The following is a 20,299-nucleotide window of genomic DNA, read 5'->3' as shown; positions in this document are numbered from 1 at the left end:
GAACGAAGGCTCGTTCTTATTCCCATACGATCTACTACTCAATCGCAATTCGACCAAAAAATTAAAGGCAGCCTGGCTCTAAACCTCAATTAACTCTTAGAAACCCAAAAAGTACAGGCAAAGCAAACCCTGATCAGAGCGGCTGCTCCAATAACAAACAAAACCAGAATTTACTCCACCGAAATTTAAATCGTATTTTTATAGCCAGAAGAAAAAGACTCTGAATTATTATTTTTATGAATATAAAACGAATCGTTACAGTACGCTGTTATATTATTTATTGATTGATAAATCTCGTATATAGATGCTATATCTATCGATCATGCCATTCCGTGATTGAGGACAAATATTCTTGTCGATTTATATGACGGGAGTTTAGAGTGATCCAGTTCACCATCGACCTGCTTTGACCACTGAAATCCAGCGCGGCAAGGATGAGTGCACCGGCGTAGCTTCGAACACCGAAAGCAGTGGATCGAAGATCGGCTGTTGGAATTAGCCAAGGTATTTGCGCTGGATATCTGTGCTTATGCAGTCATGAGTAACCACTACCACGTGGTATTGCATATCAATGCAGCACAATCTGAAGCCTGGACGCTACGCGAGGTGGTGGGTCGCTGGCATCAGCTCTGTAAGGGCTCTCCACTCTCTCAACGTTTTGCCCGCAATGAAGCCTTGAACGCTGCGGAACTGGCCCGACTGGAGGAGGTAGTCACAGAATGGCGTGCGCGGCTGATGGATATCAGCTGCTTTATGCGGATGGTCAATGAGTCCATTGCCCGGCAAGCCAATCGGGAAGATGGCTGCACCGGTAGCTTTTGGGAAGGTAGATTCAAATCCCAGGCTTTGCTCGACGAGCGAGCTCTCTCGGCCTGTATAGCTATGTTGACCTGAATCCAGTTCGGGCCAGGATGGCTGATAGGCCCGAAACCTCAGACCACACTTCCATACAACGGCGTATTTCGGCAGCTCAGGATGGCAACCAACCACAGCAGCTTTTTCCCTTTGCAGGTAACCCGCGAGAACCCATGCCTGTAGGACTGCCGTTTTGGTTACAGGACTATCTGGAGCTGGTGGACTGGAGCGGCCGTTGCCTTCGTGAAGACAAGCGAGGCGCTATCGACGAACAACTACCACCAATTCTCGAGCGGCTGCAGATCGACCCACGACATTGGCTCTACCTGAACCGCAACTTCGAAAGCCGTTTCAAGTCTCTGGTTGGTGCCGCCCAATCAGTGCGCTCTGTCTGCGAGTAACTCGGAAAGCGCTGGGCCCACGGAATCCGCGACTGTGAGCGCTTCTATCCCCCCCTTAAATTTTGCCTTTCCTTGAAAAATACCGTCGCGGGCTTCCTCGACGTGCTGTTACACCCCAATAACGCTGTTTCGCGCAATTCCATACAGTACGTCAGATCTAATAACCCAAATAGCAGCCCCTAGAAACATCAGAGTAAGTGTGAAATGGTCTTCCCATCAATTTTTTAATTTATGGGTGTCCATTTCCATTTTTACTTGGGTGTCCATTTTTACTAGCTGGTGTTTTTACTAGCTGGTGTTCGAGGAGAGCGAGCGCGGCCCCGGCGAGCGCATGAAGCTGCTGTTCGAGGCAGTGGAGCGGCTCAGCGAGGAGGAACAGCAGATCATCCGCGAGCTGCTGGAGGGCATGATTGTGAAGTATGAGGCCCGGCGCTGGACCAAGACCATATAGTAAAAAGCCCCGGCAGAGTAATCTGTCGGGGCTTTTGGGATTTTGCGTTGCTAAAAATAGCGGCTAATGATGTAATGCCTAATGTGTAATCAAGATGGGACCCCCGATCTTCTTTGGCCCCCGACTTCTTGCACTCGATTGTAGGATTCTCTGCTAATAAACGGCCATACGCTGTAATCACCAGAACTCATGAACTTACGCTCTTTCGCTTTGGAACCAAATAGCTTTGACCATAATCCGTGGCTGAGTGGGCGAACACCAGGATATGTAAAGGGTGGCCACTCATATTCAACATCTGTACTTAAAAACAAAATCCATCTTTCTACATTGGACTTCATTTCTTCAGATAAAGCCTTCTTGCCAACTATCTTGTGCTCTTTAAAATCATCATAAAAACACCAAGCAGAGTTAGCTATGGCACCAATGGCCAGGTCCCGAGAGTCTGGTATATTTTCTTCAAATTCAAAATTTGTGATTTTTCCAGCCAAAAACTGTTGAAGTAATTCAGCAGTTTTTTTCCTTGCTTCCATGTCAATCATTGAACCGCACACTCATTTTCTTTACATTCTTTTATACACTTATCGTAGGCATGCAGGTCATAAACAAGCAATGCCGTACCGACACCAGGGATCGCTCGGGTAAAAATTTTCCTCCCAGCGGCTCTCACAATTCGCGTAGCTTTAGTTTTTCCAGAGCGTTTATTTACACGGTGAACAGCCTTGCTTAAATAGCTGGTTCTACTACCGGATGGACCACCACCCGCCGCACCTGTTCTTGGTTTGCTGGCAAATGGACCAGTTGCAGCTCCAGCTACCCCCAATCCGGTAACCGTTGCAGCATTACGTATACCTAGAAATGCAGTCTCAAAACAACCGCAAGGGTCTTCAGCGCCTGCACCATCAAAGTCATAGCCGGCGGAATAATTTCCGTTTCGATAATTTGCATAATCAATATCCCACCTATCTAGCCCTGTTGGATCGATGTACTTAACCGGATTCTGCCCAACGTAACCGTAGATATTTATCCCCCCATCCAATCCAATCGGGTCGGGTCGGGTCGGGTCGGATTCCAAGTACCTGCCCGTCCCCGGATCGTAATCCCTAAAATAGTTGTAGTAAAACGTCGCCTCACCACCCTGCATCTGCCCCGGAAACCGCAAATTTACAACAGTCTGCACTCCATCGCTATCCGGATCAGTATCCGCCGCTGTCTGCCCAAACGCATCACTGTCCCAGCGCCAGACAACAACTTCATTACCATCAGTTCCAATACGCGGTGAGTTAAGGTGGTCCGTGTGCAGATAAGTCAAGGTTCTACCCGTGACACCGGCACTACCTGAATCGCAACTTCGAAAGCCGCAAGTCTCTGGCTGGAGCCGCCCATTCAGTATGCTCTGCCAGCGAGCAAATCGGAAAATTCAGAGGCCTCGGAATCCACGATTGTGAGCGCCACCTATCCGCGCCGATCACTTCCTAAAGTTTTTCCTTTCCTTGAAAAATACCGTCACGCGCTTCCTCGACGTGCTGTTACACCCCAATAAAGCTGTTTGGCACAATTCCATACAGGACGTCAGATCTAATAATCCAAATAGCAGACCCTAGAAACATCAGAGTAAGTTTGCAATGGTCTTCCCATCATTTTTTTAATTTATGGGTGTCCATTTTTACTAACCCTTTCCAATTGCACTTATTATCCGAAACCGCGTAAAACTGAAATTTATCGTTTTCTTAACAGTCTTGCAGCATCTTTGTGATTTCCAAGTTCAGCAACCTTAAGCGGTGTTTGTCCAAGTTCATTCTTTATTCACAAAACATTGAGATTAATACTTTTACAGTAACAAGCCACCTCAATTCCAACCGATGGCTCTATGTACATTATGCAAGAGCGTGAATCGAAAGAAACCGTTTTGAGATTTAGCATTTTTTTACAGTATTCTAGATAATCAGAAGAATCATTTTCCTCAAATACAAGCACATCAAGAATGACATTTTGTAGCATCATTCCTGATGCGAAAAAACGCTTTACTTCGTTGCATACAAGAACAGCATTTTTATTATCCACTGGTTCCAGTAAATAAATTTTGAGGCTTTTTTTATCATGATCGACATCAATGCCTCTTATCTCCCAATCATGCAAATAAGATAGATTCATTCGCCCTGTCTCTAAAAAACTACTATTTAATCACTGTAACAGGAACACCAGGACCACGAACACCATCATTCCAGTTGTGTGAATGTGGAGACCCCTGCCCGTGATCATACCCGTAGTCTATATCCACTGCAGGAGTAACGTCATTACCATAGAGCCGATCTTGCTTTCCGTGGGGATGATCAACCCATTCTCCCGGTTCACCGTTAAATGGATTACCTCTCTGATTGGAATCACCTTCTGGAGGACAATGCCCACCCACGGCAACAGAATCAGCAGAGTCATCAATTTCTTCCGAACAATAACCCGTTAATATACATGCTAAAGCCGTTACAGCAACGGGACCAACAGACTGTTTTAGCGCACGAGAAATTGCAGCACCGGCAGCGCGATCACCTATGACTCGGATGCCAACACCAACTGCTACGCTTACCCAAAGCCCGTAGGGATCATTGTACATCAACGGGTTGCCACCTACATATGCGTAAGTGTTCAACCCACCGTGAAGCCCAATAGGATCAGATTGAAGATACCGTCCAAGACTCGGGTCACAATCTTTGAAGTAGTTGTAAGATGCAAAAATTATAATATCAAAACGCGACCCCTACGCCTAGTCTAGCCCGATTTATTCCTTTCCAACTCCCTCTCCAATATACGGATTCCATCTACTGCAAACCCCCGCAAATTACTGTCCTTTTCCGCTTCTATAGCTTTCAACTTATCAAGAATGAATCTAGCAAAAACTTCTTCATAGTTTCTCGCAACAAAATCGCAGACGGCAAGACACAGGTCTTCATTAAGATAGAATCGGTAGTGATCAATGAATATCCTCCCAAGGCTCTCATAATGAAATCGCTTCATCTTTTGCTTTTCTGTTCCGAGAACCATTAGAAAATTCCACAGACCCGGTTTTAAATAAAAACTTTCCTCAGATAAAAGATTTATTACAAACTCAAAGTAACCATCCGGAAACTCATCGTAATCAAGAAGATCATCCTCAAACGAATCAGCTACTTTCTGATATACAGATTCAGCTTTCTTTTCAGGCGCACCGCTTATTTCATTAATGTATTTTTCTATTTTCATAGCCATAATCACGCCAAAAAGCAGCTGCACTCATCCTCAAACTTTTTCTGCAGCTCCTCAAACCTTCAAAGCTGCCTATTCAGAAGCTTTTCATGTCCACGCACAGTGTCTCTAAGCTTCTCTCCTGGCCCCATGTACTGTGGAAGATTGCCCGGATTCTCCATTAAATCAGGATATCTTTTTTTCATAAACCGCGAAGAATGAATTTGACCAAACACCGCTTAAGGTTGCTGAGCTTGGAAATCACAACGATGCTGCAAGACTGCTAAGAAAACGATAGATTTCAGTTTCATTCAACAATTTTGCAAGTTCAGTTGGGGTATCTCCATCAGTGTTTTTGATGTCGATACTTGCACCACGATCAACTAACAATTTCACCACATCGATATGCCCTTGCTCCACTGCATCATGGAGTGGCGAGTATCCATGCTCACCTTTAGCATTAATATCTGCACCACTGTCAAGCAAAATCGAAACCTCTTCAATTAGTCCACGTGTTGCCGCAATGTTGATTGGATAATCGCCAAACAAACTTTTTGTATTGACCGTTGGTATAGGCATTTCACTGTGCTCTGGTAATCCGGCATAGTCGCGCAATATACTTTCCAGTCTTTTATCTCTTTGATTATTCACACTGATCACCACAGTTATCTTGAATCCAATTTTCAAGATTCCGAATTGCATTACGTGTATTCTGAATCTCAGTCATATGACCAGCATCACCATCGTTGTACCATTTGCGGCTGAAGTTCTCACGTAACTGAAGACATTGCTTTAGCCTGTTCAAGTTGTTTTTAGCGTCTGTACATGGGTCTCCAGTTGGAGGGATTGGAGTTTTACATATTCGACTATATTCCTTTCTTTCCCTTGCTTTATCCGCTTTGTCCGTTGGCGTGTCACCGGGAGTGCTGAGGATTGCAGCCAACGCTATACCACCAGCAATTGCAGTTCCAATTCCAGCACCGACACCGCAACCAACTGGTCCACCCCATGCTCCAGCAAGGCAACCTGCGGCAGGATTTAACCCATTCGGGTCGGTATACATTACTGGATTTTGGTATGCATATCCGTAAGTATTGATGCCACCTTGAAGCCCAATCGGATCAGACTGAATATATCGTCCAAGACTGGGATCGTAATCCCGGAAGTAGTTGTAGTAATAAGCCGCCTCACCGCCCTGTATCTGCCCCGGAAACCGCAAATTTACAACAGTCTGCTCTCCATCGCTATCCGGATCAGTATCCGGCGCTGTCTGCCCAAACGCATCAGTGATTGCCAATTGGTTTAAGCGGTTGTATTCGGATATGGGCTATGACGGCTGTTCCAGCCATTCCGGGCGGCGCACGTTTATCACCAACGCGGCAAAGAACATCACCCGTGTGGGTGGATCACTGCGGGATGTACAACTGTTGGCAGGACACACCAATCTGGCAACCACCCAGCGATATATTCAAAGTGACAGCCATGCCATCCGAAAGATCGTGAATTTAGTTTGATTATTTGAAAGGGAAATCAGCCCCGCGAATTAATGCCACGGGGCTGGGAAGGGAGACTCCTTACATGCAATCGCCGGATGCCATCATGATGGCACCAAACTTTCCCATGGCTTCCTGTTCGCTGCATTGGTTGCTGTCGATTTTGCCAAAGTCACCGGTGCCATCCGTGGCTGTCATATAGGCATCATGGTCAGTGCCTGACCAACCTTGATTACTGAGGAACAAGGATAAACAGGCAACCATGTTTTTGAATTCCGGTTGCTGCTTGAATAGCTCCAACATCTGCCGACTTTCCCCACCCTTAGCCAACCCGGAAACTACAATGGCTTCCGCCGTGGCATCGGCTGCGCCATTGGAGCTGTCACATCCGGTCAACAGCATTACCGGTACAAATACAGCCAACAGCGTGGCTTGGATCATTTTCTTCATAGTTTTTTTGTTGTGATACGTGATTTCATCGTGGTGATCCACGAAATGTGACTCATAGTCGTCACGCACAAGTATAGCCAATTTCTCGCCATATGTGACTTATCGTCCGTTGGTTTATGAGTCACACCAAAAGACCATGTTTCCCATTTGAGGGTGAATATGGCAAAAGAGAAAAAACCCTTTCCCTGCCCGGAATTTGGACAGTATCTGCGGCAATTACGGGAAGCAGCGGACTTAACACAAGAACAGTTTGCGGAAGCTGCCGACTTTGACCGCACCTATGTCAGCGGTGTCGAACGGGGGGAGTGCAACGTCAGCTTGGTCAATATCTGCCGATTCGCGGATGCCCTGAGCCTGCATCCCGCCAAGCTGTTTGATTTTTATAAGAATCCCAAACGCCAGAAGAAACCCGGCTAAGCCTCTACACAAAAACGGTGGTCTCACCCTGATCTGACCTTGGTTTCACGATCTATCAGGGTGTACAGGTCAGGTCTGACGGTGCGTAGACCATGATTGCAGTTTGGATGTAGGCTTATGCCGGTGAAAATAAACTATAGGGATGGTGAAACAACGGTGGGGATCGTAGCGGGGTGAACATACTGATCCCAGTCTTGGACGATACCTCCAAAGTGATCCGATTGGGTTAGCTGGGGGGATAAACACCTACGCTTATGTAAGTGGAAACCCCGTTAACCTTTACGACTTCTTTGGTTTGTGTGCTTGTCAGCGCCCAACGTCTAATAACTTTTGGAACGCTTATCCAAATTACAACGCATTTAACGCAACTTCAGTTTGTTGCTACCACAATCGAGAAAGACATTGCCTCATGGATTCCCGCATCAACCGAACCTACAATTTCGTCCCAGTCCTGATTTAAAAACGGGCACTGAAAAGCAATGGGATCAATACCAATAGGAGTAGAATCACATGCATATGAATATTTTGCAAGAGTAGTGCACGTTTTAACCAAAAGATCAGACTTTTGAATAGCACCAAGTAACGCGAAACCGGTCGACTTATCTTTATGCATCACCACGCCGCTATTAGTTTTCGCTGACTCTTTTACCGCATATACACTGTCATTCCAGACCTCAGAAACCAGTCGTAAATCAAGCTGTATTTCATTTAAGGATACTTCCTTACGATTTGCTACTTCAGTAAGTATTGAACTCACCAACTCGATAAATGCACTGACTGTAATAGTATTCCCACTTTTATTCGACTCCGCTGAAGTTAGTCTCATACCGGTTGAAGACTTGAGTTGCAACAACCATCTTTTCCCAAGGTTCTCGTAACGAAGATGAATACCATCGAGTTCTACGCCCTCTGGAAAAGTGGCTTTAAACCTAATATCACTGGGATCACTGTCAAACACTTCCAGCTTCAATTCTTTTGGTGAAGCATTACAGCCACACGCAATTAGGGTAACTACAATTATTAATGCAATTTTATTCATAACATTTTCCTATGGGCAATTACAGCCTTGAGTTGGGGTAGTGGGTAGCAACCAAACATTACCCAAGAATCCCGCAACATAAGGGTCAGTATAAGTGCTCGTCACAACCGCTGCATGTCCATTAGAAACCACCAATGCAACTTGACCACCACTCAAACTATTTTGAAGCGCCTGAAGTTGATTGCACGAAGTCAAGACTTGGTTTGGCGCTCCCCAATTTGCCTGTAGGTAGCTGTTAAGTTGTTGTGCTGAGATAATATAACGCTGACCATTGTTATTTCCGCCCCAATTTCTATTAGTCTGGTGCTGAGGACTATTTTGAATCGGCGCACCGCTATTATTTAATCCATGGCTAACCCTTGCAGCACATGAATTTGAATAAGGTCCGTAACTCTGATTTAACGAACCTCCAATCAAATTCCAAACTGAAGTTGCGTTAAATGCGTTGTAATTTGGATAAGCGTTCCAAAAGTTATTAGACGTTGGGCGCTGACAAGCACACAAACCAAAGAAGTCGTAAAGGTTAACGGGGTTTCCACTTACATAAGCGTAGGTGTTTATCCCCCCAGCTAACCCAATCGGATCACTTTGGAGGTATCGTCCAAGACTGGGATCGTAATCCCGGAAGCAGTTGTAGTAATAAGCCGCCTCACCGCCCTGTATCTGCCCCGGAAACCGCAAATTTACAACAGTCTGCACTCCATCGCTATCCGGATCAGTATCCGGTGCTGTCTGCCCAAACGCATCACTATCCCAGCGCCAGACAACAACTTCATTACCATCAGTTCCGATACGCGGCGTGTTCAAGTGGTCTGTGTGCAGATAAGTCAAGGTTCTACCTTGAACCTCCCCTTCGCTAAAGGTCGTTACAATCTGTGCTACCGGCATGTTATCCAGGTAGATGTAGTCAGTCTGGCTCTGGATATCTGTGCCGTTGGCAGCGATATTGGTCTCAGCAAGATACTGTCCACCCAAGTCGTAGTGATTTAGGTCTTTTACCAGGAAGACCAGTGATATTTGTGTATTAGGACGTCATTTTTGTCAAAGCAAAAAGAATACTTACTCGGCACAAAACTAAGATAGTATTCATACCAAACCTCTTTTACACAACCAGGTATCAACTGACCTGCTGATTTTTTAAATTCTGGTTTCACGTCTACAGTTCCATCTGTGACATAATCTGGATGACCAGCAACGGATATTAACTGATCATATGTACTACCAATCGGCAACTCCCGCATGGCCTTACTCGGATTTTTAAAGTTCAAAATCAATATCACTCCAACAAAGACAGCTAAAATTAAAAAAACTGCTTTTGGTATATATCCACTTTTCTTTATTTTATCCAAGAGAATCCCGTTTTTTAGATTAACCGTTATTTAGGATTAAAGATCTTCAGTTCTGGAGGAACTGTGCCGCCCTTAGGAATAACATAAGTTGCCCCTCCTGTTTGTCGACTCCAGAACGCTGCTTGCGCTGCAACATCTGTTGGGAAAGAAGGGCCAATAGTAATAAATGGATCGATCAAACCTGCCGAGTTCAATGTCTCACTTGTTCGGGTTGAACAGGTGTCAGTCGGGTCAGGAATTATTCCGAAGAGCCAAGGAGGCAGATCATCGCGCTTCCCACTCAAATAATCGTTTATTGCATTCTCCTGCTGTTGTGAAGTATCGATCACGATAACATTTGTATTTCTTTTCAGGGCCTCTCGCTCCAAATAATCCGTTAGGCTACTTCCTAATTTGGTGCTATTTCCGAAGCTGTACACACCAGAACCTGAGGTTGCAATTGCCGTATGTCCAAATGGATTGCCAGGGGTTGTGCCATTGATTACCACTGCCGTGTATAAACCCAACGGATCAGCAAAACCAATTGGATTTCCTCCGACATAGGCATAGGTATTTATGCCGCTGGCAAGCCCAATAGGATCACTGGTGAGATACCTTCCGAGACTCGGATCATAATCCCTGAAGTAATTGTAGTAAAACGTCGCCTCACCATCCTGTATCTGCCCCGGAAACCGCAAATTTACAACAGTCTGCACTCCATCGCTATCCGGATCAGTATCCGGCGCTGTCTGCCCAAACGCATCACTGTCCCAGCGCCAGACAACAACTTCATTACCATCAGTTCCAATACGCGGCGTGTTCAGGTGGTCCGTGTGCAGATAAGTCAAGGTTCTACCTTGAACCTCCCCTTCGCTAAAGGTCGTTACAATCTGTGCTACCGGCATGTTGTCCAGGTAGATGTAGTCAGTCTGGCTCTGGATATCTGTGCCGTTGGCAGCGATATTGGTCTCAGCAAGATACTGCCCACCCAAGTCATAGCGCTCTGACCCAGCGCGTTGTAGAAGTAAGTGGCTTTGAGTTCGCCCTCTTCGCTATAGGTTTTTAAGCGGTTGGCGTGATTTTAAACGGCTCCAGATAAATCCTCGACACTGGCGCTACCTGAACTGCAACTTCGAAATCTGCTTCAAGTCTATGATTGATGCCGCGCACTCGGTGCGCAATGCTTGCGAACAGCTCGGAAAACACTGGCCTCACGGAATCCGCGACTTTGAGCGCTATTTATCCCCTCCGATCACTTCCTAAAATTTTGCCTTTCCTTGAAAAATACCGTCGCGGGCTTCCTCGACGTGCTGCTACATCCCAATAAAGCTATTTGACACAATTCCATACAGGACGTCATATCTAAATAACCCAAATAGCAGACCCTGACAACATCGGAGTAAGTATGCAATAGCCTTCCCATCAATTTTTTAATTTATGGGTGTCCATTTTTACCTTTTTTACCCCCATGAGCGTCATCTATTGATTCGCTGGTGTTCGACGAAGAGGAGCGCGGGCCGGACGAACAGCTGCGGCTGCAGTTTGAAGCTATCAGCCAGCTGCCGCCGGAAGAGAAAGAAATCGTCAAGGAGTTACTGGATGGGATGATTATCAAGTATCAGTCCCGGCGCTGGGACACTTCCCGGCGGCAGGCCGGCTAAACAAAAAGCCCCGGCAGATGGCTCTGTCGGGGCTTTGGCGGGTTTCCCTCGCGCCCTATGGCGAGTGCCAGTGAGCCTTGTGAATCACTCGATTACTGCTATCCAGCTCAATCGACCAAGCCTCTATATTCAAACTAAGACGATTCTCGAACCATAAGCGTTGTCTGCATTCGCCTTGACACGGCTTAGAAGAATAGCGAATGAATGGCGCATCCGACGTTTCCCTAACGGACGGATTTCCCAAAATACGGACAACTTCCTCTTCTGAGTCGCCTATGTTAACGGACTCGTACGCATTAGATTTACTGGTAGAAACGTACGAACAGGCAGCAACATACAGAACTGGGATTGTGATGCAAAACCAGATGATAACTTTCACGACCGCTCCTTCATCCACTATCTATTGTGCTGGAGGTTAAGGATTAAAGTTAGGCAGTACATCGAGCACCGGCTGGGGAATCGGCCCTCCCTTCGGAACAAAGAATGTCTCTGCGCCTGGCAGGGAAGCTGCGTTGCGCGTCAACCCTCCGGGGAAAGGATATTCTTGCGATGGGAATCCTGCTGCCATCAACCCCTCATTTGTTCTAACTGCACAGTTGTCCAAGTAGCCAACGCCATTTGGGTCCGGATAATTCTGGGAAAGGTAGGCTGCTGCCGCTGCGTCTTGATCTGGCGTGGTCGGGATGATCACAACCGTTTGATTGCGGAACTGACTTTGACTTTGAAGGTAATCCGTGACAGAGCTTCGTAAAGGGGTGTCATTACCATAACTAAACGTTCCGTGCCCGGTGATTGCCAACCCCACATGGCCGAAGAAGTTGTAGCTACCAGTACGCCTTCCGCCGCCAATCACCATGATATCCAACCCTAAAGGATCAATGGCGTTAACAGGATTCCCCCCGACATAGGTATAAGTATTTGGTCCGCCCGCCAGCCCGATAGGATCACTGGTGAGGTATCGTCCAAGACTGAAATCATAATCCCTGAAGTAGTTGTAGTAATGCTGTGCCTCACCACCCTGTATCTGCCCCGGAAACCGCAAATTTACAACAGTCTGCTCTCCATCGCTATCCGGATCAGTATCCGGCGCTGTCTGCCCAAACGCATCACTATCCCAGCGCCAGACAACAACTTCATTACCATCAGTTCCAATACGTGGCGTGTTCAAGTGGTCCGTGTGCAGATAAGTCAAGACCCTACCCGCGACACTGGCGCTACCTGAACCGAAACTTCGAGAGCTGCTTTAAGTCTCTGGCTGGTGCCGCCCATTCAGTGCGCTCTGTCTGCGAGCAACTCGGAAAGCGCTGGGCCCACGGAATCCGCGACTGCGAGCACTACCTATCCCCGACGATCACTTCCTAAAGTTTTGTCTTTCCTTAAAAAATACCGTCACGGGCTTCCTCGACGTGCTGTTACACCCCAATAAAGCTGTTTGGCACAATTCCATAAAGGACATCAGATCTAAGGAACCTCTGAATAAGTCCCGGACGGATGGGTTAAAATAGCATCGAGTCAACGACAGTAGCAAAAGCCATGCACCAAGTCAGCTTTGCTAAAGCCGAATATCGCAACAAGCGCCGCAAGACCCGTCGGGAGATGTTTCTTGAGCGGATGGAATCCCTTGTTCCATGGCAGCTCCTGGAAGCGAAGATCGAGCCCTTCTACCCCAAGGCCGGATACCCACTACGGGTCATGCTGCGAATCCATTGCATGCAACTGTTCTACAACCTCAGTGATCCCGCAATGGAAGACTCACTCTACGAGATTGAGTCTATGCGCCATTTTGCGGGATTGACGCTGACAGACCGAATTCCGGATGAAACCACCATTCTCAACTTCCGCCACTTGCTTGAACAGCACCAGCTTGGTCGCCGGTTGTTTGAGGAGATCAATAATCACCTTAAGAACCTTGGCATGCTGCTGAGAGAAGGCAGCATCGTGGATGCCACCATTGTCGGCCTTGGCTGCTGGGCCCATGTACGACGCAAATTTATCGACGCCCAAAAAGCCACCGGCAAAGGCAAGCGCAGCCGTGCGGACACAGCCATCCACCTGATCGGCAAACTGTACAAAACCGAAAAACAAATCCGCCACCTGCCTGCGGAAGAGAAAACCCGGATACGACAGGAAAGGGCAAAACCACAACTGGAAAAGCTCAAAACCTGGCTGGATAAAAACCTCCCACAGGTCCCCCCGAAGAGCACACTGGGCAAAGCCCTGCACTACCTGGCGGGACAGTGGAAAAGGCTGACCATCTATATCGAAGACGGCCGTCTGGAAATCGACAACAACGGCATAGAACGGTCCATCCGCCCCTTTGCCGTTGGCAGAAAAAACTGGCTCTTTGCCAACAGCCAGGCTGGAGCGAAAGCCTCAGCGGCACTCTACAGCTTGATTGAAACCGCCAAACTCCACGGACACGAACCGTACCGCTATCTCAGGCAGGTGTTTACAGAACTGCCCAAGGCGCAGAGTGTGGAGGAGATAGAGCGGCTGCTGCCGTGGAATCTTGCCTGCATATCAGATGAGTGATGGCAATGGGGTGGTAGATTTACCGCTTACATGCTACTGATGGTGCCGGTGAAGATGACTGTGGTTGTTGGAGAATCCTTGAACGCCGCAATAGTTGGTGGGATGGGGATCAGATATACTACGAATACCTTGAATGCCTACGCGAATGTAGGGAAGAACAAAATCAGTGTGAAAATTAATCAATAAGTGGTCAGATATGAATAAAGAATTAGCTGAATTTGTAGCGCGTATAGCCTTCAAAAATTCGTCGGAACTATCAAAGTTGATACCGTTTCTGAAAGATCATCTTGATCAAGATGAATATGAAGAATATGCCAAAACAATTTCAAAAATTACAGGGTTGGTTGGCACTGAAATTTTGTTGAAAATTTTTGAAGAACACCCTGATATTGATGAAAGCTTCAAGGACACCATCAAAAAATATGGAAGACTACCCTAACAGTTTGGCTTAGTCTTCCATTAGATACTTGACCATCTGTTCGTGACGATCAAGAAAGTCTTTAGTAACAGCGTAGTGTTCGGTATCTTCATACTTAACCACGTCAATGCCAGTTTCTGTGAATTGGTAAATTTTGGCGCGTGGGTACGCCAATAATATTGGGGAATGGGTCGCAATAATAAACTGTGACTTTTCTTCAACTAACTGATGAATAGCAGACAGTGCAGCCATTTGACGCGATGGCGATAAAGCTGCTTCTGGTTCATCCATGATGTACAGACCATTACCTTGCAGCTTGTTTACAAGGGTTGCCATAAATGATTCACCATGTGATTGCTGGTGAAGCGATTTCCCGCCATACATTTTCAAGTACCCAGTTTCATCCATTAGCGTGGCAAGGTTGTAAAAACTTTCAGCGCGTAAAAAGTACCCATCTTCAGGATGCTTGAAACTTTTTATCGTCTTTAGATAACGATGAAGTGGCGAATGTGTACGCTTTGTTGCAAAAGTAGATTGTTTAGTTCCACCTTCAGGATTGAAGCCCATTGCAATAGCAATGGCTTCAATTAATGTAGACTTCCCTGTTCCATTTTCACCAACAAAGAACGTTACATCAGGGTGAAACTCAAGGAAATCCAGTTCCCTAACTGCTGGAATGCAAAACGGATAATCGTTATGGGCATCTACTTCATCACGTTTGAACTGGATTTCACGCAGGTATGGCTTTTCATCAAATTTCATTGTGCCATCTAATTTTCACACTGATTTTGTTCTTCCCTACATTCGCGTAGGCATTCAAGGTATTCGTAGTATATCTGATCCCCATCCCACCAACTATTGCGGCGTTCAAGGATTCTCCAACAACCACAGTCATCTTCACCGGCACCATCAGTAGCATCATCAATTGCATCGGATATGGCTTCACCAACACCTTGTGCAGCTTCCGAACAAGCAGAATTTAATGCGCAATATGCCGCTGCTGCTGCGGCAGCAATCGCTTCACACCCACCCGCAGCACATATACCCGGAATGACTAAAGGCGCTAAAAGCCCTGATGGGTCTGTACGATCAATCGGGCTGCTTTCAGCATAGTTGTAAAGGTGATTCAAACCACCATTATTCGGAATGGTTAAAACGCCTATCTGTTGGGCAAGTCTTAACTGGGGATCATTACTGCGACCCAATACATCCAACAAGTCTGACTGGATATACCTTCCAAGACTCGAGTCATAATCCCTGAAGTAGTTGTAGTAATGCTGTGCCTCACCGCCCTGTATCTGCCCCGGAAACCGCAAATTTACAACAATCTGCTCTCCATCGCTATCCGGATCAGTATCCGGCGCTGTCTGCCCAAACGCATCACTGTCCCAGCGCCAGACAACAACTTCATTACCATCAGTTCCAATACGCGGCGTGTTCAAGTGGTCCGTGTGCAGATAAGTCAAGGTTCTACTTTGAACCTCCCCTTCGCTAAAGGTCGTTACAATCTGTGCCACCGGCATGTTGTCCAGGTAGATGTAGTCAATCTGGCTCTGGATATCTGTGCCGTTGGCAGCGATATTGGTCTCAGCAAGATACTGTCCACCCAAGTCGTAGTGCAGCAGGTTGTCCTCGCTCTTGGCCGTACGCACACGCTGACCCAGAGCGTTGTAGAAGTAAGTCGCTTTGAGTTCGCCCTCTTCGCCATAGGTTTTTAAGCGGTTGGCGTGATTGTAGGTGTATTCTTTCTGTCCATCATCAGCACTGATGATGTTACCTGCGGCATCGGTGATCCAGGATTTGGCGTTTTTTTCGATCAAGCGATTGGAGGTCGTTTCGTAGTTGTAGCTGGTGTCCGCCTGGCTTTGATCCGTCTTGATCCAGGTTTTCTGCAGGCGATTGCCGACCGCGTCGTATTGGTAGCTCTTTTCACCTTCGACATAACCTTCATCCGTCAGCCGGTTTAGGGGGTCGTAGATATAAGCTCTGTCTTTGCCGGCATCCAGGTTATCGGCAATTCCGGTGATATTGTTGGCGAGATCATAGGTGTAGTATTCAGAACGGATATCACCGATTCCAGTGGCGGTTACCGTTTCCAACCTTCCGTCCAGGTCATAGGTGTAGCTCTGGGTGATGCCGTTGCCGTAATCCATGGATGCAATACCGCCGTAGGGGTGATATTGGATATTGCTGACGATGGTCTGGGTGGTGGCTTGTGCATTATCTTTAGTGGTGATGGCACTGATGCGACCTAATGCATCGCGACTATAGGTGACGCTGCGGCCAGATGGGTAGGTAATGCCGACAACGCGCCCCATTGTGTCGTAGCTATATTCGGTACTGAAGCTCCAACTGGCAATGGCATCTTCCTGCTTGGTAATTCGGCCCAGGTCATCGTAGGTGATTGTCGTTGAACCCGAGTCGTTGCTGTAGCCAGTGAGACGGCCGACACCCTTGTTTCCATTTTCAGTGCTGTCGTAGGTGAACAGCGCATTTTCGTTGGGATTCCCAGGGTAGCTGATTGCTGTTAGGCGATTCAGTGCATCATAGCTGTAGCTGGTCACGATGCCTCTGGCATCTGTGCGCTTTTTGAGATTGCCGGCCTGGTCGTATTCGTAGGTGGTAACACCAGTATCCGGGCTGGTGAGTTTGGTCAGGTTGCCGGCGAAGTCGTACTCATAGCTGGTGGTATTACCGCGTTGGTCTGTAACGGATTTGATACGATCGGCACTGTCGTAGGTGTAGTGAATCTGGTTGGTGACGGCATCGGTAATGGTTTTAACCCGACCTAGAGCATCGCGCTCTTCAACCGTTGTATTCTGATTACCGTCCGTAGTGGAAATACGCTCACCGTTCTTATTGTAAGCGATAGACGTATTCTGCCCATTATTCCCATTTACGTCGATCAGGCGACTCAGCTCATCGTAGCTGCGACTGACGGAACGTACCAATGTTGTACCGTCAGCGGAGAAGACTTTTTCTTCTTTTATATTACCAGCGGCATCCAGGAGATACTCCACACGTTCACCGAGGGTGTTTTCTATCGCCGTTAGGCGGTGTGCAGCATCGTACTCGAAAGTAACGCTGGAACCGTCCGGGTATTCGATATTGGTGAGCTGTCCTACAGCATCGTACGTGTAGGTGGTTACCAGGTCACCCTCTTCAGCTTTCACCGTGGCAGTTTCCATCCAGCCGCGTGCTGTGTAGGTGTAATGAGTCTGCAAACCGTTGGCGTCCTGCACTTTTGTCGGACGTCCGGCGGCGTCATATTCCAGGATGGAATCCTCTTGCCCCAATGCATTGGTCGTTTTAATTAAACGGTTATTTTCATCATATTCATAGGTTGTAATATCGGAAACATCGGTACGTGGCCCATCGGCAGTTTCGAGCTTTCCCGCAGTGGTATAGGTGTAGGACCAGTTCTGTTCCGTAATAGCCGCATTGGTTCCGTGAATTACCAACAGACTTATTGCCCCAGCAATAAATGATTTTGTGAAGCGCATATCCATTCCTTGAGTTTTTTCAATTATCCATAAACGATACAAACCAAAGTATTCATCACCACTTATGGACTCACCACGGGTGTCACTTTCCGCCCCATAAGGCGACCTGAGCTATCGTAGCTGTATTCAGTAATACTCTCCGGTGTGGTGATTTTTACCGGAAGATTGAACTCAGAATGCCATTCGGTGAGGATTGTACGCGCCTCGGGTGTACCGGCAGCCTCGGTGCGAGAGAGTTCCCGGCCGAGGTTGTCACGCGTGTAGGTGGTGAGATTCCCTTCCCAGTCAGTTTCACTTGCGATAAATCCGTTATCATCGTAGGTGTAAGCTTTATTTGCCGCTGCGCAATTGGCCGATGCCTCCCCTTCAATTTCAGTGATTAGCTTAACGCCGTTCACCTCTGTGTAGTGATAAGTGGTCTGTTTGCCCAAGGCATTTGTTAAACGCCTTGTATTGGCATCTACATAATCCACTTCGACCGAGTCAGCTCCACCATTGTGTTCGGTGCGAATTGCCCGCCCCTGCTCATCGTAGACGAATGTGCTAAATACATTGCCAGACTCATCGGTAACACCGGTCAACGCATTGGGGAAGCGGCTGTCTTCGTAGAGAAATACCCGCTGCGGATTGTCACTGCCCGGGAAAGTAATGGATTGCAGCAAGCCGTTGGCGTTGTAGGCGAAGCCATAAACGGTCCCGTCGTTGCGGGCGATCTGAGTCAGATTTCCATCGGTGTAGTCCAAAGTGATACTATTACCGTTATCATCGGCTATGGACTCTTGATGCACACCTTCCCCATCATAGGTGTAGGTAATGCCCTGCCCTTGTTCATTCTCTACTCGTAGAATACGTCCAGCGGTATCGTACTTCTCGATACGACCAGCGACTTCCAGCGTCCAACCCATGTGCTCTTGATTTTCATCGAACTCCTTACTTACTCGCCAATCGCGATTGGCCAAGGCAACAAAAATGCCACCTTCATCTGCAAAATGCAGATCACTTCCATCAGGGCGATAAGCAATCAGTCGCTCCGTATCACCATCAGGGAGTGTGTAATACGCCAGGAAGTAGCTGTGATTGTGGCGCCAGTGCTCACTGGAGCTGCCGGTATATTCTTGAGTGGGATCTTTATCGAGCGGCAGGGAAATCGGTTGCTCGTCATCTGCTAACGGCTGTTCAGTATGTACTGCTGTCTCACCAGACACTCCAGCCCCAACACTGTAACCGGCACCTGTTTTCTGATGATTGCCAAAACTATTGTAAAGCCATGAGAAAGTCAGGGGAAAATCACCATTGGCTTCAAAAATCGTCTCCCGTTGCAATTTATGACCCGAGAGAAAGTTAATTGGATTGCCGGCCAAGTTATCACAACCTTGACGCTCTGGTGGTGCAACGCAGTCCCGCGCGGTATCGTCCCAGGGTTTATCTGCCGGGCATACCTTTTCACATAGCCCACTAGATTCATTCCAAATTGTTGGAGGCTGACATTCAGGTGGTTCAGACGGGTCGCTGGGGTCATCTGGTTCCGGCTCTTCATAAGTAATTGTCATGCTGTCAGCAGCACTGCAGCTTCCCGCACTCCCTGTGACCGATAGAAAGTTTTCCCCTGGCTGTAAAGTAACAGCAACACCACGACTTTGAAGAAAGCTTACTGCCGCTGTGAAAGACCCTGAATAAGAAAAAAACACTGATCCGTTGAGGGTGGCAGTAACTGATCCTTGATCTCCATGCTCTACATCCGCACCGCCACGGCCATATACCGTAATGTTGGGCGAATAAACTACGGCACCATCTTCAGGCGATGTAAACTCGAGTATGCAGTCAGCTTTTGTCGATAGTGCAACTCCCTGAGCGGACAAGCCGATAACAACAAGGGACAGCAGCTTCTCTATTCCAGATTTTTTCACGGGATATCCTTATAAGTGTGAATGACTGATCCATCAGTACCTTTTTTAACACAATAAAAATTACAAAATCAACCACGAAAAAAACACATAGCAACCCCATACAGTCGGAACAACTTATATAATAGCCTTGTTAAAATTAGGCTCAAAAAAATCCCCACAACCAAAAAATTTATATTTGCAAGAAAAAATCACCTAAATTTTATGATAAATATTTTCCCAAAAAATTAGCCAATGGAGTTCTGATTAATTCTCTCTACGAAAAAACATTCTTTAACTACAGGCGAGAATCTCAGATTGTGGGATTAAGACGTCGAAGCACTTATCCTATTGCCTGAGGATACCGATGCCGACTACAGAACCTATGTAAATTATTTAATTTAGGGTGCCGCTACAGTCGCATCAAAGCGATCTTAGGGAACCTCTGATTAATTCGCGTGAACGCTTTGGTTAGTTCCGTGGCGCTCAGGCAATAGGATGGCCATTTCGAAAACGCACGAGTACTTCCCTGTAGCTCCGACGGATACATCCCTGTATCCGACGGTTTCGAAATGGCCATCCTATCACCTGAGCTTCTCATCTAGCCCCAAAGAATTTTTACGGTCAGGAAGCGAATTAATCAGAGGTTCCT

27 protein-coding genes and 1 pseudogene are annotated in these 20,299 nt (G+C 47.1%); 12 read left to right on the top strand and 16 right to left on the bottom strand.

Annotated features, from left to right (window positions below):
* The first annotated feature begins 438 nt into the window (after positions 1–438).
* The 3 genes from A3224_RS17225 to A3224_RS16835 all read left to right on the top strand — a co-directional run bounded on the left by A3224_RS17225 (position 439) and on the right by A3224_RS16835 (position 1,707).
* Positions 439–894 (top strand): hypothetical protein, encoded by a 456-nt coding sequence (locus A3224_RS17225; protein WP_231902483.1) that lies wholly within the window; start codon positions 439–441, stop codon positions 892–894.
* A gap of 17 nt (positions 895–911) precedes the next feature.
* Positions 912–1,256 carry a hypothetical protein gene (locus A3224_RS16505; protein ID WP_231902482.1) on the top strand — a complete coding sequence of 115 codons (345 nt, stop codon included), beginning with the start codon at positions 912–914 and terminating at the stop codon, positions 1,254–1,256.
* A 295-nt stretch (positions 1,257–1,551) separates the two neighbouring features.
* Positions 1,552–1,707 carry a hypothetical protein gene (locus A3224_RS16835; protein ID WP_156481436.1) on the top strand — a complete coding sequence of 52 codons (156 nt, stop codon included), beginning with the start codon at positions 1,552–1,554 and terminating at the stop codon, positions 1,705–1,707.
* A gap of 89 nt (positions 1,708–1,796) precedes the next feature.
* Here A3224_RS16835 and A3224_RS06610 read toward each other — a convergent pair whose 3' ends face one another.
* The 7 genes from A3224_RS06610 to A3224_RS17220 form a co-directional block, all read right to left on the bottom strand.
* Positions 1,797–2,246: a hypothetical protein gene (locus A3224_RS06610; protein ID WP_067152763.1), complete on the bottom strand. Its 450-nt coding sequence runs from the start codon at positions 2,244–2,246 to the stop codon at positions 1,797–1,799.
* Complete coding sequence (locus A3224_RS16500) at positions 2,243–3,016, bottom strand: RHS repeat-associated core domain-containing protein (protein ID WP_197463088.1); 774 nt, start codon at positions 3,014–3,016, stop codon at positions 2,243–2,245. Before A3224_RS16500 ends, A3224_RS06610 begins: the two co-directional genes overlap by 4 nt.
* Before the next feature lie 494 nt (positions 3,017–3,510).
* Positions 3,511–3,858, bottom strand: a complete 348-nt coding sequence (locus tag A3224_RS06605; RefSeq protein ID WP_067152761.1) for a hypothetical protein — start codon at positions 3,856–3,858, stop codon at positions 3,511–3,513.
* Positions 3,859–3,880: 22 nt separating this feature from the next.
* Positions 3,881–4,315 (bottom strand): hypothetical protein, encoded by a 435-nt coding sequence (locus A3224_RS17100; RefSeq protein ID WP_231902481.1) that lies wholly within the window; start codon positions 4,313–4,315, stop codon positions 3,881–3,883.
* 155 nt (positions 4,316–4,470) lie between these two features.
* Entirely contained in the window at positions 4,471–4,971 is a 501-nt protein-coding gene (locus tag A3224_RS06600) for a hypothetical protein (protein WP_067152759.1), read from the bottom strand.
* A gap of 213 nt (positions 4,972–5,184) precedes the next feature.
* Positions 5,185–5,574 carry an ankyrin repeat domain-containing protein gene (locus A3224_RS06595; RefSeq protein ID WP_197463086.1) on the bottom strand — a complete coding sequence of 130 codons (390 nt, stop codon included), beginning with the start codon at positions 5,572–5,574 and terminating at the stop codon, positions 5,185–5,187.
* The gene (locus tag A3224_RS17220; RefSeq protein WP_082817414.1) at positions 5,567–6,220 is read right to left on the bottom strand and encodes an RHS repeat-associated core domain-containing protein; all 654 of its coding nucleotides are present in this window, start codon (positions 6,218–6,220) and stop codon (positions 5,567–5,569) included. The genes A3224_RS06595 and A3224_RS17220 overlap by 8 nt, the downstream gene beginning before the upstream one ends.
* Positions 6,221–6,245: 25 nt before the next feature.
* On the opposite strand from A3224_RS17220, the gene A3224_RS17620 reads away from it, so the two are divergent.
* Positions 6,246–6,437 (top strand): site-specific integrase, encoded by a 192-nt coding sequence (locus A3224_RS17620; protein WP_067157604.1) that lies wholly within the window; start codon positions 6,246–6,248, stop codon positions 6,435–6,437.
* A 60-nt stretch (positions 6,438–6,497) separates the two neighbouring features.
* Here A3224_RS17620 and A3224_RS06585 read toward each other — a convergent pair whose 3' ends face one another.
* A complete protein-coding gene (locus A3224_RS06585; RefSeq protein WP_067152757.1) occupies positions 6,498–6,935 on the bottom strand; it encodes a hypothetical protein in 438 nt (145 codons plus the stop codon).
* A 90-nt stretch (positions 6,936–7,025) separates the two neighbouring features.
* Here A3224_RS06585 and A3224_RS06580 point away from each other — a divergent pair, with 90 nt between their 5' ends.
* Both A3224_RS06580 and A3224_RS16485 read left to right on the top strand, forming a co-directional pair.
* Positions 7,026–7,283, top strand: coding sequence for a helix-turn-helix domain-containing protein (locus A3224_RS06580; protein ID WP_067152755.1), 258 nt, complete (start codon positions 7,026–7,028; stop codon positions 7,281–7,283).
* A gap of 220 nt (positions 7,284–7,503) precedes the next feature.
* Positions 7,504–7,743, top strand: a complete 240-nt coding sequence (locus A3224_RS16485; RefSeq protein ID WP_082817413.1) for an RHS repeat-associated core domain-containing protein — start codon at positions 7,504–7,506, stop codon at positions 7,741–7,743.
* Here the strand turns inward: A3224_RS16485 and A3224_RS16825 are convergent.
* Both A3224_RS16825 and A3224_RS17090 read right to left on the bottom strand, forming a co-directional pair.
* Entirely contained in the window at positions 7,654–8,322 is a 669-nt protein-coding gene (locus A3224_RS16825; protein ID WP_067152753.1) for a hypothetical protein, read from the bottom strand. The two genes, A3224_RS16485 and A3224_RS16825, sit on opposite strands and share 90 nt — an antisense overlap.
* Positions 8,323–8,331: 9 nt before the next feature.
* Positions 8,332–9,153, bottom strand: coding sequence for a T6SS effector amidase Tae4 family protein (locus A3224_RS17090; RefSeq protein WP_175487820.1), 822 nt, complete (start codon positions 9,151–9,153; stop codon positions 8,332–8,334).
* Between A3224_RS17090 and A3224_RS17085 the strand changes: the two genes are divergently transcribed.
* Positions 9,139–9,312, top strand: a complete 174-nt coding sequence (locus A3224_RS17085; protein ID WP_197463084.1) for a hypothetical protein — start codon at positions 9,139–9,141, stop codon at positions 9,310–9,312. The two genes, A3224_RS17090 and A3224_RS17085, sit on opposite strands and share 15 nt — an antisense overlap.
* Positions 9,313–9,317: 5 nt before the next feature.
* On the opposite strand, the gene A3224_RS16815 is transcribed toward A3224_RS17085, so the two are convergent.
* Together A3224_RS16815 and A3224_RS06565 are read right to left on the bottom strand one after the other, a co-directional pair.
* Positions 9,318–9,671 (bottom strand): hypothetical protein, encoded by a 354-nt coding sequence (locus A3224_RS16815; RefSeq protein ID WP_156481434.1) that lies wholly within the window; start codon positions 9,669–9,671, stop codon positions 9,318–9,320.
* A gap of 26 nt (positions 9,672–9,697) precedes the next feature.
* On the bottom strand, positions 9,698–10,498 hold the full coding sequence (locus A3224_RS06565) for an RHS repeat-associated core domain-containing protein (protein WP_197463082.1): 801 nt from the start codon (positions 10,496–10,498) through the stop codon (positions 9,698–9,700).
* On the opposite strand from A3224_RS06565, the gene A3224_RS17080 reads away from it, so the two are divergent.
* Together A3224_RS17080 and A3224_RS16475 are read left to right on the top strand one after the other, a co-directional pair.
* Positions 10,484–10,657, top strand: coding sequence for a hypothetical protein (locus A3224_RS17080; RefSeq protein ID WP_197463080.1), 174 nt, complete (start codon positions 10,484–10,486; stop codon positions 10,655–10,657). The genes A3224_RS06565 and A3224_RS17080 overlap by 15 nt on opposite strands.
* Positions 10,658–11,143: 486 nt before the next feature.
* Entirely contained in the window at positions 11,144–11,311 is a 168-nt protein-coding gene (locus A3224_RS16475) for a hypothetical protein (protein WP_197463078.1), read from the top strand.
* A gap of 415 nt (positions 11,312–11,726) precedes the next feature.
* Here A3224_RS16475 and A3224_RS06560 read toward each other — a convergent pair whose 3' ends face one another.
* Entirely contained in the window at positions 11,727–12,503 is a 777-nt protein-coding gene (locus A3224_RS06560; RefSeq protein ID WP_067152747.1) for an RHS repeat-associated core domain-containing protein, read from the bottom strand.
* A gap of 341 nt (positions 12,504–12,844) precedes the next feature.
* On the opposite strand from A3224_RS06560, the pseudogene A3224_RS17615 reads away from it, so the two are divergent.
* From A3224_RS17615 to A3224_RS06550, 3 genes and pseudogenes are all read left to right on the top strand, one after another.
* Positions 12,845–13,267, top strand: a pseudogene (locus tag A3224_RS17615) (transposase); the annotation flags it as partial.
* Positions 13,250–13,843 carry an IS66 family transposase gene (tnpC, locus tag A3224_RS17610; RefSeq protein ID WP_254773224.1) on the top strand — a complete coding sequence of 198 codons (594 nt, stop codon included), beginning with the start codon at positions 13,250–13,252 and terminating at the stop codon, positions 13,841–13,843. The pseudogene A3224_RS17615 and the gene tnpC, both read left to right, overlap by 18 nt.
* Before the next feature lie 196 nt (positions 13,844–14,039).
* Positions 14,040–14,282 (top strand): hypothetical protein, encoded by a 243-nt coding sequence (locus A3224_RS06550; protein ID WP_067152743.1) that lies wholly within the window; start codon positions 14,040–14,042, stop codon positions 14,280–14,282.
* Positions 14,283–14,291: 9 nt separating this feature from the next.
* On the opposite strand, the gene A3224_RS06545 is transcribed toward A3224_RS06550, so the two are convergent.
* From A3224_RS06545 to A3224_RS16465, 3 genes are all read right to left on the bottom strand, one after another.
* Positions 14,292–15,023 (bottom strand): AAA family ATPase, encoded by a 732-nt coding sequence (locus A3224_RS06545; protein WP_067152741.1) that lies wholly within the window; start codon positions 15,021–15,023, stop codon positions 14,292–14,294.
* Positions 15,024–15,031: 8 nt separating this feature from the next.
* The gene (locus tag A3224_RS06540) at positions 15,032–17,764 is read right to left on the bottom strand and encodes an RHS repeat domain-containing protein (protein ID WP_197463077.1); all 2,733 of its coding nucleotides are present in this window, start codon (positions 17,762–17,764) and stop codon (positions 15,032–15,034) included.
* A 62-nt stretch (positions 17,765–17,826) separates the two neighbouring features.
* Complete coding sequence (locus A3224_RS16465) at positions 17,827–19,671, bottom strand: DUF6531 domain-containing protein (RefSeq protein WP_156481433.1); 1,845 nt, start codon at positions 19,669–19,671, stop codon at positions 17,827–17,829.
* Positions 19,672–20,299: the final 628 nt, after the last annotated feature.

Origin of the sequence: Microbulbifer thermotolerans (assembly GCF_001617625.1) — a bacterium.
GTDB classification, from domain to species: domain Bacteria; phylum Pseudomonadota; class Gammaproteobacteria; order Pseudomonadales; family Cellvibrionaceae; genus Microbulbifer; species Microbulbifer thermotolerans.
The sequence above is the reverse complement of the archived record's forward strand: the minus strand, read 5'-3'. Positions and strand labels throughout refer to the sequence as shown.

Excerpts from the sequence above, each read along its gene's own strand:
- A3224_RS16505 (WP_231902482.1), top strand. The coding sequence starts at position 912 with ATGGCTGATAGGCCCGAAACCTCAGACCACACTTCCATACAACGGCGT.
- A3224_RS06610 (WP_067152763.1), bottom strand. The coding sequence starts at position 2,246 with ATGATTGACATGGAAGCAAGGAAAAAAACTGCTGAATTACTTCAACAG.
- A3224_RS06605 (WP_067152761.1), bottom strand. The coding sequence starts at position 3,858 with ATGAATCTATCTTATTTGCATGATTGGGAGATAAGAGGCATTGATGTC.
- A3224_RS17100 (WP_231902481.1), bottom strand. The coding sequence starts at position 4,315 with ATGTACAATGATCCCTACGGGCTTTGGGTAAGCGTAGCAGTTGGTGTT.
- A3224_RS17620 (WP_067157604.1), top strand. The coding sequence starts at position 6,246 with ATGGGCTATGACGGCTGTTCCAGCCATTCCGGGCGGCGCACGTTTATC.
- A3224_RS06580 (WP_067152755.1), top strand. The coding sequence starts at position 7,026 with ATGGCAAAAGAGAAAAAACCCTTTCCCTGCCCGGAATTTGGACAGTAT.
- A3224_RS16825 (WP_067152753.1), bottom strand. The coding sequence starts at position 8,322 with ATGAATAAAATTGCATTAATAATTGTAGTTACCCTAATTGCGTGTGGC.
- A3224_RS06550 (WP_067152743.1), top strand. The coding sequence starts at position 14,040 with ATGAATAAAGAATTAGCTGAATTTGTAGCGCGTATAGCCTTCAAAAAT.
- A3224_RS06545 (WP_067152741.1), bottom strand. The coding sequence starts at position 15,023 with ATGAAATTTGATGAAAAGCCATACCTGCGTGAAATCCAGTTCAAACGT.
- A3224_RS06540 (WP_197463077.1), bottom strand. The coding sequence starts at position 17,764 with ATGCGCTTCACAAAATCATTTATTGCTGGGGCAATAAGTCTGTTGGTA.